Origin of the sequence: Pseudanabaena sp. lw0831 (assembly GCF_016584665.1) — a bacterium.
Lineage (GTDB): Bacteria > Cyanobacteriota > Cyanobacteriia > Pseudanabaenales > Pseudanabaenaceae > Pseudanabaena.
In genome coordinates, this window is record NZ_BBJB01000108.1 from 19,837 (window position 1) to 32,632 (window position 12,796).

The 12,796-nt window shown below is 39.8% G+C and carries 14 protein-coding genes; 9 read left to right on the forward strand and 5 right to left on the reverse strand.

Features of this window, described 5'->3' with window-relative positions:
- Positions 1 to 93 precede the first annotated feature (93 nt).
- The gene (locus APA_RS21880; protein ID WP_201324345.1) at positions 94 to 1,563 is read left to right on the forward strand and encodes an amidase; all 1,470 of its coding nucleotides are present in this window, start codon (positions 94 to 96) and stop codon (positions 1,561 to 1,563) included.
- Positions 1,564 to 1,944: 381 nt separating this feature from the next.
- On the opposite strand, the gene cysE is transcribed toward APA_RS21880, so the two are convergent.
- Both cysE and APA_RS21890 read right to left on the reverse strand, forming a co-directional pair.
- Positions 1,945 to 2,712, reverse strand: a complete 768-nt coding sequence (gene cysE, locus APA_RS21885; RefSeq protein ID WP_236579977.1) for a serine O-acetyltransferase — start codon at positions 2,710 to 2,712, stop codon at positions 1,945 to 1,947.
- A 239-nt stretch (positions 2,713 to 2,951) separates the two neighbouring features.
- Positions 2,952 to 3,584: a YqiA/YcfP family alpha/beta fold hydrolase gene (locus tag APA_RS21890; protein ID WP_201324347.1), complete on the reverse strand. Its 633-nt coding sequence runs from the start codon at positions 3,582 to 3,584 to the stop codon at positions 2,952 to 2,954.
- Positions 3,585 to 4,017: 433 nt separating this feature from the next.
- Between APA_RS21890 and APA_RS21895 the strand changes: the two genes are divergently transcribed.
- Both APA_RS21895 and APA_RS21900 read left to right on the forward strand, forming a co-directional pair.
- Positions 4,018 to 4,770, forward strand: coding sequence for a class I SAM-dependent methyltransferase (locus APA_RS21895; protein ID WP_374101380.1), 753 nt, complete (start codon positions 4,018 to 4,020; stop codon positions 4,768 to 4,770).
- Between the two features lie 87 nt (positions 4,771 to 4,857).
- Positions 4,858 to 5,325, forward strand: a complete 468-nt coding sequence (locus APA_RS21900) for a type II toxin-antitoxin system HigA family antitoxin (RefSeq protein WP_201324349.1) — start codon at positions 4,858 to 4,860, stop codon at positions 5,323 to 5,325.
- Positions 5,326 to 5,340: 15 nt separating this feature from the next.
- On the opposite strand, the gene APA_RS21905 is transcribed toward APA_RS21900, so the two are convergent.
- Both APA_RS21905 and APA_RS21910 read right to left on the reverse strand, forming a co-directional pair.
- The gene (locus APA_RS21905) at positions 5,341 to 5,940 is read right to left on the reverse strand and encodes a hypothetical protein (protein WP_201324405.1); all 600 of its coding nucleotides are present in this window, start codon (positions 5,938 to 5,940) and stop codon (positions 5,341 to 5,343) included.
- A gap of 20 nt (positions 5,941 to 5,960) precedes the next feature.
- The gene (locus APA_RS21910) at positions 5,961 to 6,215 is read right to left on the reverse strand and encodes a chlororespiratory reduction protein 7 (RefSeq protein ID WP_181016201.1); all 255 of its coding nucleotides are present in this window, start codon (positions 6,213 to 6,215) and stop codon (positions 5,961 to 5,963) included.
- A gap of 86 nt (positions 6,216 to 6,301) precedes the next feature.
- On the opposite strand from APA_RS21910, the gene scpB reads away from it, so the two are divergent.
- Positions 6,302 to 7,033, forward strand: coding sequence for an SMC-Scp complex subunit ScpB (gene scpB / locus APA_RS21915; RefSeq protein ID WP_201324350.1), 732 nt, complete (start codon positions 6,302 to 6,304; stop codon positions 7,031 to 7,033).
- 64 nt (positions 7,034 to 7,097) lie between these two features.
- A complete protein-coding gene (locus APA_RS21920) occupies positions 7,098 to 7,760 on the forward strand; it encodes a hypothetical protein (protein WP_201324351.1) in 663 nt (220 codons plus the stop codon).
- Between the two features lie 19 nt (positions 7,761 to 7,779).
- Here APA_RS21920 and APA_RS21925 read toward each other — a convergent pair whose 3' ends face one another.
- Positions 7,780 to 8,970, reverse strand: coding sequence for a DNA cytosine methyltransferase (locus APA_RS21925; protein WP_201324352.1), 1,191 nt, complete (start codon positions 8,968 to 8,970; stop codon positions 7,780 to 7,782).
- 89 nt (positions 8,971 to 9,059) lie between these two features.
- Between APA_RS21925 and APA_RS21930 the strand changes: the two genes are divergently transcribed.
- From APA_RS21930 to APA_RS21945, 4 genes are all read left to right on the forward strand, one after another.
- Positions 9,060 to 9,263: a hypothetical protein gene (locus tag APA_RS21930; protein ID WP_201324353.1), complete on the forward strand. Its 204-nt coding sequence runs from the start codon at positions 9,060 to 9,062 to the stop codon at positions 9,261 to 9,263.
- Between the two features lie 24 nt (positions 9,264 to 9,287).
- Positions 9,288 to 10,385, forward strand: coding sequence for a DNA polymerase beta superfamily protein (locus tag APA_RS21935; protein ID WP_201324354.1), 1,098 nt, complete (start codon positions 9,288 to 9,290; stop codon positions 10,383 to 10,385).
- 148 nt (positions 10,386 to 10,533) lie between these two features.
- Positions 10,534 to 11,922: a dihydroorotase gene (locus APA_RS21940; RefSeq protein ID WP_201324355.1), complete on the forward strand. Its 1,389-nt coding sequence runs from the start codon at positions 10,534 to 10,536 to the stop codon at positions 11,920 to 11,922.
- 105 nt (positions 11,923 to 12,027) lie between these two features.
- The gene (locus APA_RS21945; protein ID WP_201324356.1) at positions 12,028 to 12,738 is read left to right on the forward strand and encodes a hypothetical protein; all 711 of its coding nucleotides are present in this window, start codon (positions 12,028 to 12,030) and stop codon (positions 12,736 to 12,738) included.
- The last annotated feature ends 58 nt before the right edge of the window (positions 12,739 to 12,796 follow it).

A 12,796-nucleotide genomic window follows, 5' to 3' on the forward strand; every position in this document is an offset into this window, starting at 1 on the left:
ATAATAAGGAATAAATTTATAATATAAGAAACTCGAACAGAAAGAGATTATTATTATCAAATCATTAGCTTTTAATTCAATGCTATTAAATTTATGACACAAGACAATATTTTATTTCTGTCTGCCACTGAAATAGCAAATAAAATCAGGAACAAGGAAGTTACTTCATATGAAGTTGTGTCAACTTATCTACAGCAAATAGAAGAACAAAACGGCATCTTTAATGCAGTGGTATTAATTGACAAGGAAAATGCCTTACGCCAAGCAAAATTAGCGGATGAAGCAATTAAAAGTGCTAATAATTGGGGTAAATTGCATGGTGTCCCTATTACGATTAAGGATAATTATTTGACACAGGGACTGACAACTACATCGGGATATGAACCGTTGAGAAACCATATCCCGACAAAAGATGCTGAACTTGTAAAACTTCTCAAGTCAGAAGGTGCCATTACTATAGGTAAAACTAATTTATCGGTTTTAGCTATGGATATGCAGACTGATAATGCTATTTTCGGAAAAACGAATAATGCTTGGGATATTAATAGAACCAGTGGAGGGAGTAGTGGTGGTTGTGCGGTAGCACTTGCAACAGGTATGATTCCTTTATCATTCGGGAACGATTTGGCAGGGTCTATTAGAATTCCGTCAGCATATTGCGGAGTATATGGCTTTAAACCAACATTTGGAGTTGTGTCAGTTAATGGTATTCAAACTGACCCTAAAGAACTTGTTAATGGTCTCAAGTCATTGGCGGTTGCAGGACCACTAGCGAGAACTATTGAAGATTTGCAGTTAGCGATGGATGTAATCGCTCAGACTACCGATACCGATAAAAAACTAATACCAATAAACAGATGTAAGGACACTGTTGATATAAAGAATTTAAAAATTGGATGGACTGATGAGTTTGGTAATGTTCCCGTTGATAATGAAATCAAAAAGGCGATTCAGAATTACATTGTAAAGTTAGAGAAATCAGGTGCTACTGTTGTTGAAATCGCTCCACCAATTGACTTTCACTTGGCATGGAAAACATGGGGAAGTTTTGTAGGTATGCAGGGTGGTTACAGTACTCCAAATTTTCTAAAATGGATAGGGCTTCCATTTATAAAAGGAGTATTAAAAAATGTGCCAATGCATCAGAACGTTGTAAAACCAACGTCGGTGAAAAAATATATGGAAGCATTAAACATACAGGAATCGTTAATTACTCAGATGGAGAATTTCTTAGACGATTTTGATGTATTTATTTGTCCAGCAAGCTCTGTAAATGCATTCCCACATCATAAACCAACTAAAAAGTTAGGTGATTTTAATATTTACAATAATTCGATAGAAGTAAATAATGAGCTAATTCATTATTATATGGCAACACAAGCGTATACTACGCCGTTTACATTAACAGAAAATCCTGTTTTGAGTATGCCAATTTCACTCAGTAAAGATTCATTACCTATCGGTGTTCAGGTAATTGGTAAACGGTATTCAGACTTCAGACTTCTGAAAATTGGAATTGTATTAGATGGCTATTCTGAAAAGTTTGAATATCCATTAGAATAAGTTGTAATGGAGATATGCTAGAAAATATTGCTTTCATCATTTCTCAGTTTCTCAAATAATCGGATGAATTATCGGAAAAACATTTTTTGGTATACCAAACCGAAACGCCCGTTGAGGTTATCTATTTCTCTCCGAAATTAAGCACTCAAAAATGATTTGCTTCGTTGATGAGTTCCGAGAAGTTATTGGCGATCTCAAAGACAAATAGTTGATAAGAGATCGGGGCATAACACATCATTGGAGCGGACAAAAGCGTGATATTTTAGTTGAGAGCAAGGGTTTTCTTGCCGCTCAATTAAGCCGTTAGACTGCTTTTTTGAATGAATTATAGCGGCTTGTCAAAAATTCCATAAAAAAGGCTCGCGTTGCGAGCCTTTTTTATTAAATACCACCGCCTTCAGAAAAACCTTCATATTCTGGAGGATGTTCAAAACGATCAGTACGATCGCATGGCGTAAGGTGGCGAGGGCGGACATTCTTGAGCAACTCTGAATCAATAATGTAGTTGTTAATGGGATGTAAGGTATTAGCCTCAGCATGTCTCTCCAACTGCTCAACGCGACCAATAAGCGATCGGATGACATCGCCTTCAGGATCGGGAACCTGAAAGTGATCGAGAGCGGAAACCTTTACGCCATGACGATGCACAATCCGCCCAGGAATACCAACCACAGTGCAATCGGGAGGAACGCATTTCAAAACGACGGAGCCAGCACCAATCCGCGAATTGCTACCAATTTCAATATTGCCTAAGACCTTTGCGCCAGCGCCGATGACAACGTTATCGCCAAGGGTAGGGTGACGCTTGCCCGATTGTTTGCCAGTACCACCAAGGGTGACACCTTGATAAATCAATACATATTCACCAACGATCGCAGTTTCACCAATTACCACGCCCATACCGTGATCGATAAATGCACCCATGCCAATTCTCGCGCCTGGGTGAATCTCGATGCCCGTTAGGAATCTAGCAAATTGCGAGATCATACGGGGAATCACGGGTAACTTAAGAGTGTGCAGCCAATGAGCAAAGCGATATAAGACGATCGCATGGAGTCCTGGGTAGCATAACAGCACTTCTAGCCAGTTACGCGCAGCAGGATCGCGTTCAAAAATGATTGCGAAGTCAGCTCGCAGTGTTTTGATAATATTTTTCAACGGTTTTAAAACCCTTTTTTAAATGCTACTGCTGATTTTAAGATCCTAACGGATGCTTTGTATCAAAAGTAACTACCCTTTGGAGTGAGTATTTGTTGAAGTATTGTGAAGTAACTCCTTTATTTTCTAATTAGCTTAGATCAAACGAAGCGCACAATTCCTTGAAAGAGCTGCTTTGCAACACTCTCAAGGAATTGTACGCTTCGAGTTTAAGCGCAAAGCGTTATAGTTCAAAAACCACAATAATGCTTGATGTTTTGCCAAATGCTTTCTAAATCTTTTCCAAGAGCATGGTCATCGTCTAGTAGTTTTAAAGTAACTTGCGATCGCCTTTTAGCAAACTCTTCACTGAGAGATGCTGGCACAACATCATCATGAATGCCATGAAAGATAAGAATAGGTAGCGATCGCGTAAGCTTTTCTTCTGAATAATTCTTGGCATCAACAAAAAATTGAAATTGTAAATTTACATTACGCTTCAGCCCGTAATGATAAAACTCGCGAATATCATCTTGTTGCCATTTAGTAACATTCTCTTCACCTAAGGCTTTGGCAATTCTCTGACTAAATCCAAAAGCAGGGGCAAACAAAACTAGTTTTTGGACTTGTGTTTTTTTGGCGGCAAGTTGCACAGCTAAAAATCCACCAAGGCTAGAACCAATCACCACAAGTGGTTCGCTGTTATGGAGATAAGTGCGATCGAGATACGCTAATTGATCTGAGAGGGTCGTGGTTGAGAAATCTGTGAGATTTAAGTCTGGAATATGCAACGTTAGCCCGATGTCAGTAAACCTTTGTCTCATGTACTGCGCCTTGTAAGAGTTGGGACTAGACGCAAAGCCATGTAAATAGAGATATTTCATTTTCTCCGCGATTGCACTTTACCTGAAATTATAACTGACCAGAAACTGCTCTAAAGCGATCGCTTATTTTGAGCAGCAATTCTCATTATAAAAATCGGTTTCATAATGAGAATTACTGTATTTAGAGAGTGCTTGAGAAGTTTTTGGCAATGAAAAAGGTGTAAAAAAGCTCCCATCGGCGAATGTTACCCCACGATTTTCCTGTATGGCAAACTGTATACTCCCTCCCCACCGAAAGAATAGACGTTGTAAAATGAAGAATTAGTGGTGCGCGGCGAAGCTGCGCACCACTAATTCTTCACTGGGAAGGGATTATACAGTGTGGATTTGCGTACATTTATGCTGTAATGACAGGTGAAGCTTGCGCTCTGCGTAACAAGCATCTGTTATTACACTTTTTTAGGCGCACAGCGCTATATTGCAATCAAACATGGTGATTTCATCTCCTACGCCGACTTTCTTGGAAGGATATTGGCAAGACGGCTTTAGATTAGAGCAGCACTTGCAAGATTTCTTAAAGCTAGATGCAGAAACGATTACCGAGAAACTGCAAAATTGTCGTTACGATTTAGAAAATTTAGGAAATACCGACTTTGACTGGGAAGAAGCCACAGCTTTTTACAAGGACAAAGTTGGTGAGATGTATCTATTTAAACTAGGTACTTGGCATCTTGAGAGTCAAGACTATATTGGCGGTACTCTCAAACTAATTGCCGATCAAGCTAAGGGGCGGGTGCTTGATTTTGGTGGCGGCATTGGTACTCATGCGATCGCAACTGCGATGTGTCCAAATGTCGATTCGGTGATCTATTGCGATATTAATCCGATTAATCGCGGCTTTGTCGAGCATCGAGTAGCGCAGTTAGGACTAAGCCACAAAATATCTTTTCGTTCCGAAATTCCATTAGAAGAAGCTTTGGAAGGATATTTTGATACGGTCTTGTGTTTTGACGTGCTGGAGCATTTACCCGATCCTAGTGGTCAGTTGATGCAGTTTCACAAGATGCTTTCATCTCAAGGAAAAATTATTGTTAATTGGTATTTCTTTAAGGGTTTTGAAAATGAGCATCCCATTCATTTAGACGATCCAGAAACAGTAGATACTTTCTTCAGCACCTTACAAGCTAATTTTCTTGAGGTATTTCAGCCTCATTTAATTACAGCCCGATGTTATCGTAAAGTTTAACTAAAACCCAAAAAAGGTAAGGGGGGCGCGTAGCGCCCCCCTTACCTTTTTTGGGTTTAATGAAATATGACTTAGGTAGGTGGAAAAATGACCCTTACTATTAATCGAAAGGCTTATGGCGATTTGCTAGCCGAGATTCAGCCTCATGTGATTACTAATGATGCTGAAAATGAAATTGCGTTGCAAAATATGGAAAGATTGCTAGCACTTCCTCAGCCAACTGCTGAAGAAGAGAGGATTTTGCAACTGCTGCTGACATTGATTGAAAAATATGAAGATGAACATTATCCAATGGATGATGCTTCACCTCTTGATGTTCTCTTGCATTTAATGGAAGCAAATGATTTGAAACAAGCCGATCTAGTGAATGTGATTGGCTCAAGTGGTATTGTCTCGGAAGTGGTAAACGGCAAGCGTCAAATCAGCGAAAATCAGGCTCAAGCGCTTGGTAAATTTTTTCACGTCGATCCTAAATTGTTTTTATCGCTGTATCAAAACCCAAAAGAGAGTTGCGGCGCTTCGCGCCGCAATTCTCTTTTGGGTTTTAAGTCCTGATAGACTTGGCGACAACTATATAGTCACGAAATCTAAAAGAACACCAAGAATTTTGCCAATGTCAGTGATGTAGTAGTCAGTAAGATCGATCGCAACTGTTTGCTTAGTTATTTTGAGAAACTTCCAGATTTCTCCTGTAGTGACAATGCCGTAAATTGAGGTAATCACATTGTTTTCTATTTCGTTAAATAACTGAGCAGCAACCATTTCCGCAATACATTGCCCTAATCCTGACTTGATATCTTCATTTTTTGCTTCGACAATGGCGATCGCAGGAGCGCTAATCCTTAGTTGTTGCTTCGATAGGCTGATTAAATAATCACAATAGCCTGTTAAACCTTGTTCGGGACTGACATTAAATTCTGTGCCAGAAAATAGGCTGATGGGAACTGGCGATCTCCTTCTTAGCTCCAGTAACATCGGCGCAATCAGAAACTCCGATCGCGCTTTTTCGGTATTAATCGCAAGTGCAAGGGGAATGTTCTCGGCTAATAATTTTTTGATTTCGTCACTAGGTGCGATCGCATTGATATGAGCAAATAGATCAATTTGTTCTTCGATTTGTAAATGAAAATCTTTTTCGACCTGCCTTAGAGTGAAGTTACTGTAAGCCATGAAATTCTCGCATTTATTACTTATTTGTCGAGGCGGACGACGTACCATTGCCATGTGCCGCGATCGCCACAATCTAGATCGCAAGCAGTTTTAATCAGGCGTTGGACTTGTTCGCTAATTGCAAGATTTTGTAAATCGTAGGGCAGCGCATCTTGGATATCGATTAGCAGATCGTGCAAAATTTGTTCTAGTTCTGGCTGAGTGACAAATTGCTCTTGCATATCTGGAGGCAGCACCACATAAGTGTCTTCGTAGTACATCATGCTGCTTGGCATATGGTTTCTCAGCTAATACAATTTTTTGTTTAATTTAAGAATAAAAGCATTGTATTGCAACGCCTTCCCTCGGTTAAAATCTTAGCATGACGAATGAATTGCCTTTAGACCAAACTGTAGAGCCAATTGAGCTAGTGCTTGAAGAGTCTGTCGAGCCTAAAGAGCCAGTTGATCGTGTTGAGCTAGTGCTCGAAGAATCTGTCGAGCTTGAAGATCCAGTTGATCGTGTTGAGCTAGTGCTCGAAGAATCTGTCGAGCTTGAAGATCCAGTTGATCATGTTGAGCTATTAGAACCATTGTCTTTATCAATGGATGGTTTTGAGCAGCCAGAATTACCGATCGCCAATTCTCTCAAGCAAAAAGTAGAGGCAGTGTTGTATCTGAAGGGGCAACCGATGAATTTGGCTGCGATCGCCGAGGCTTTGGGTTGCGAGGTCGAAGATGCAGAAATGGGACTGATCGACTTAATTACTGAATATGCCCATCGAGACAGTGCTTTAGAAATTATGGAAACCGATGTGGGCTTTTCGCTCAGGTTGCGATCGGAGTTTGAGGATTTGGTGCATAAACTGATTCCAGTCGATTTGGGGCGCGGTGTTTTGCGAACATTGGCTGCGATCGCGCTGAAAAAAAATATTGTACAGTCAGAGCTAATCGAGTTACGCGGCGCTGGAGCCTATCAACATGTACAGGAATTAGTCGAGCAAGGATTTGTGAGAAAGAAAAGGCAAGCAGAAGGAGGGCGATCGTCAGTTTTACATGTGACTACAAAATTTCATCAATATTTTGAAATCGACGATTTAACTAAGCTGATTTAGTAGCATTTGATATTCATACCCTCACGCTCATGTAATCTTGCCATAATTTATTGCGAGAAAAATCATGGGATATAACAAAGGCGATAATTATGAGCAAAATATTTTTGATTTATTGACTGCAAAGGGATTAATTGCCATTGGCTCAACTAGAGGTGGGGCAGGAAATACAACGGATATAAAATTTCTGCATGATTTTCAAGAATATAATCTAGAGGTTAAACTCGATCTTGAGGCTGATTACGGACAAAAAATGTTGCGCTGGAATGATGGCATTTGGAGTTGGTGTGTTGATGATGCTGTAACTTCGTTTTATACATCTGTTGGAGTTTTAGATATTGTCAATGCTAAAAACTTCATTCCTAATCGATACTCCATCGCCAGAGATGAAATCACCGCTCAACATAAAAATCAAGATCAAAAAGCTTTTGAAGACAAAGTGGAAATCGATATTAATAGTTTGTACAATTTTTATAGTGGTAAAGATTGCTACTATATCCAGATTGGAGGATACGGTTTTTATCATCTTAAACAAGATATTCTCTCATTAGGAACCCCGCAATTTGATTGTAGAATGAAGTTGAGATTGAGAGCTAAAACCATCCATAGTATTCCAGTCTATAAGTATGGATTCTATGCAGTTCTGAAAGTAGATAAAAAGGAAAAGCCCAAAAAATCTTGTTATGATCTTGAACAAAAATATGGGCGTGAATTTCCACCAATCATCTAGTTCTGATGTGTTTTGTAATTCAAAATAATACAAGCTGAGTAGATTTCGATTTATCAAGTTTTTTGAATTTATTAAAAGCATTTTCTTTATAAGAAAATGCTTTGGCTCTAATTGATTGAATATCTTCAATTGAGTTCGTTATTTCCATATCATTTTTTAAGAAATCTAGGCAAAGTATAGATTCACCGATCGCTTTTGCAAGAAGTGGTGGGACAGCATTGCCAATTTGTCTCCATTGTTGGGTTACAGTGCCACAGAAAAAATAATTAGCTGGAAAAGATTGAATTGCTGCTGCTTCCCTAGCCGTTAAATAGCGATTTTCAACTGGATGATAATAAGTTGTGCGACTGGTATTAATTGTATTTGCACAATCGTAGCGATCGAGTCGATTTAATTTGGCTTCTCGAAATCGTTCTTCATGAATACTTTGCCAATCGACATCAAACCATAGATTTTTAGGCAAATATGCTAACTGATCTTTTTCATATCTGACACTTTTGCCTTCGGGTACATGGCTAATTCTTTCTCTTTCTAAATCATTAGCTATTTGCGATCGCTTGATATCGTGATTAAGAATTTTACCATCTGATTCTAATAAGTTATCAAAAGCCCATTCTACATTTCTCGGCAAAGGTAAATCTTGATGATCTTTCTCAGAATCCTTGAACATTTTATCTGGATAAATATTTTTTACGCCAAAGCGATTGCCTAAAAATATTGTGCGTCTTCTCTTCTCTGGAACTCCATAATGTTGAGCTGATAGTACCTTGACATCTATCGTGTAGCCTAAATCGGTAAAACTTTTGATTATTGCTTTTAAGACATTTTCATTTTTTTTTGATAAAAGTCCTGTTACATTTTCGACAATGATGTAATCAGGCGCTAATGCTTCCACAATTCTTAGAAATTCAAGAAATAGAAAGTTCCGTTCGTCTTGGTGATCGTTTTGTCCAATTGTCGAAAAGCCTTGACAAGGCGGTCCACCGCAGATCAAGTCAACTTTTTGATGCTCGATTATTGCTTGAATTTGTTGGTTAGATATCTCCCGAATATCGCCAGCGATCGCAGGCACTTGTGGATGATTATGCTGAAAAGTTTCAATGGCGGCGCGATCGTGGTCAATTCCTAGCAAGCAAGCCCAGCCAGCCATTTCCAACCCACAAGACATTCCACCTGCACCAGAGAACAAATCTATAAATGTCTTTTTCATACGTATATTAAACAAGCTAATTAGCCAATTGTCAAATTATATACTTAGCTATGGTATATTAGTGAGATTAATTAATTGCTAAGTTAAAGATGGCGCAAACACAGAGGAAGCCTGTATATATTTTGCCAGAACATCACGATATTCTAAGACGCATTGCTTATGAGCAGCGTTGCAATCTATCGGATGTGTTGGATGCTGTGCTAGAAAATGCTGATTGGGAAGTAATTGAAAGCAGTGCTAAGAATAAGCCTTTGCAAAGAGCTAATGAAAGAGGCAGTTCTTATAGAGTTTGAGCGTACTTATTCCTTAAATAAACTATGAAAAGACTGGAAGTTGAAACGAGAACAATTTTGCTGGCTTTAACGGGATCTAGACTATATAGAGTCCACAATGAGAATAGCGACTATGACTACAAAGGAATCTGCATTCCCACGCTACCTTATTTTATTGGCTCCCAAAATTTTGAGCAACTAGATAGTTTTTCTGACCCAAACTGTCTGTATCCATCTTTGACTGATACCGATAGTAATATCTACAACATCAAAAAGTTTTGTCATTTGGCAACACTCAACAATCCAAACATTTTGGAACTGCTATGGATAGATAGAAGTGAATATCTTGTGCTAACCCGTTTTGGCGAATCTTTGATTGAAATTCGCGATGCTTTTTTAAGTCAAAAAGTTTTTTATAGCTATTCTGGATATGCTCATGCTCAAATCAAAAAGGTGCAGACGCATAGAAAATGGTTGTTGCGATATAAGGAAGATCCAGATTTTTTCTCTTTGCCGCCAAACCCCAAGGACTATGGACTAGAGGAAAATCCATTACGGAAAGAACAGTTAAATGCTTTTCTTGAATTTCTCTATATTTTAATTAAAGATGCCAGCCAATATAGCGAAGTAGCTACCGAATTGTTATCTCATGTTGATTTCAAAGGGCTACTCAAGCAATATCCCTTAGCTGAAGATATTCTACCCGCAGTGCAATACTATACGAGGTCAACCAATGAATTTGTGACCTTGCTGCACAACACTCAAACCTATCGGCAAGCATTGCAAGAATATGATGCTTTTCAATCATGGCGCAAAAATCGCAATTCAAAACGCGCCGAAATCGAGGAGAAGGTGGGATATGACAGCAAGCATTCTGGTCATTGCTATCGCTTACTTAAATCTGGTATTGAGATTTTGAATGGTGATGGTGTTATTCCTAATCGGGAAATAACTGGTGATGCCCAATTCATCCGCCAAATCCGCAATGGAGAAATCCCATATGAGACCCTAATTGCTGAGGTAAGCAATCTTGAGATCGCGCTTGAATCAGCCATGAAAAACACAAAACTACCTAAATATCCAAATCAAAAGCTGATAGAAGAAAAGCAGATTGAGATTATTAAGGAATATCTTAATTTTTAACTAAGTAGGTAGGCATAATTACAAGTTCAACTAAGTAAGTTGTTGGAATTGAACGTAGGATGGGTTAGCGATCGCGTAACCCATCATTACTGACTATATTGATACGTTACGTTGCACTAACTCATCCTACATTTAAAGGAATTTTATTTTGAGTATATTAATTAGACAAAGCACGATTATTTTGCCCGATCGCCAAACGTTACTAGGTGATGTTTATCTGAGGGATGGCAAAATTGCCGCGATCGCACCGACCCTTGATTCCAATGATCTAAGCGCTGACGATCAACCTTTAGAAATTATCGAAGCCAAAGGTTTGACATTAATGGCGGGAGTGATTGATCCTCAAGTACATTTTCGGGAGCCGGGGCTAGAGCATAAAGAGGATTTGCGATCGGCTAGTCATGCTTGCGCCAAGGGCGGGGTGACTAGCTTTTTAGAAATGCCAAATACTCGCCCACTTACAATTACGCAAGCGGCGCTGGATGACAAACTTAGTCGGGCGGCTAGCAAATGTGTCGTTAATTACGGTTTCTTTATTGGGGCAACTGGCGAAGTTTTGCCAGACTTGCTCACTGCTAATCCCACCTGTGGCATCAAGATATTTATGGGATCGATGCATGGAGCCTTGCTGGTCGATCAAGAGGAAGTTTTGGATCGGATTTTTTCGGAAGGCGATCGCCTAATTGCAGTTCATGCTGAGGATCAAGCAAGAATTGCCCAACGCCGCATCGAATTTGCTGATAGCAAAGATCCTGCTAAGCATTCACTAATTCAGGACAATCAAGCAGCGCTCAATGCGACTAAACTCGCGGTTAAGCTTTCTAAGAAATATCAGAGACGATTGCATATATTGCATATGTCCACGGGTGAAGAGGCAGAATTTTTGCGCCAAGAAAAACCTGCATGGGTTACAGCTGAGGTGACCCCGCAGCATTTGCTGATGAATATTGGAGCTTACGAGAAAATTGGCTCTTTAGCGCAAATGAATCCACCTTTGCGATCGCCTCGCGATCAAGAAATATTGTGGCAGGCTCTATTAGATGGCGTGATTGACTTTATTGCGACGGATCATGCGCCGCATACCTTAGCGGAGAAAGGACTAGCCGCCAGTGAAGATATGCAACCTAACCAATCCGAAAAATCTTCCAAAGATACCGTATTGCTGGAACCAGCCAACGTGCCATCGGGAATGCCAGGGGTGGAAACCTCGTTGCCGTTAATGCTGACGGAAGCAATGAAAGGACGTTGTACTGTGCATCAGGTCAGTGAATGGATGAGCAAAAATGTTGCTATTGGGTATAAAATCGCCAATAAAGGCGAAATTCGGATTGGTTGGAATGCTGACTTAGTATTAGTCGATCTCCATAACTATAAACCTGTAAAAAACGAAGATTTGTTGACTAAATGTGGCTGGAGTTCCTTTGCTGGATGGGAACTCACGGGCTGGGCGGAGACAACGATTGTCGGTGGTCAAGTCGTGTATGCCAATGGTAAGGTCAATCCTGATGTGCGCGGTCAAGCATTGCAGTTTGGCTAGATTCGCGACACAATGGATAATCATGAATGAGCAAATTTAAAAGCCTTGCAAAGCAAGGCTTTTAAATTATCTGGGTTTGATTAGAACGTAACATCACTCAACATTATGTTTCTCTCTCGAAGGCTATCGATTTTATTCCTAACAGCGATCGCGACAGGCTTATTTACAGCCTGTGGTAGTTCTGGTGCTGGTAATAATAATTTTTCTATGCCCGCAAACGATACTACAAAGGTTTCTCCTACACCAATCCCCACGCCGACTGCAACTCCAAGCCCCTCACCAACTAGTTCGCCTAGCCCGAAACCCACAATCTCTCCCATTAATTTGCCTGAACTAGAAATAAAAGCGCTTGAACCTTACAAACATCGTTCGGGGCTTCTGGAAATAGATGTACCGAAGGGCTGGAAATTAATTGATAAGAGTCAAACGGGCGAATTACTGTTGACTTGGAATGAACAGGCAGGAAGAGCGACTATTTCCGTAAATATTTTTGTACCTCCAAGCGAAATTCCTGACAATCGATTAAGTGGTGTTTTCGCAGTAATTGTTAAAGAGATGTACAGCAACCAAACAGATTTTGAGATGAAGGCTCCTGTAACTGAGGCAACAGGAAATATTGTGATTGAATGGACATCAACTGTGGCTGTGGGAAACAAGAAAACTAAATTTCAAGCCAATAGCAAATTACAGCGTCGTAATAACAAGTTTATGATTTTAACTTATGGAGCGCTCGAACCAAAGTTTGCAGAACTAAAAGATTACTTCTTTAAAATATCTAACAACCAAGTTGTAAATGCCGATTTGGCTATTCCTTAATCTTTCGATCTAATTTTTTGGTAGCGCGGCAAAGCCGCGCCACTCATATAGCGCTTTT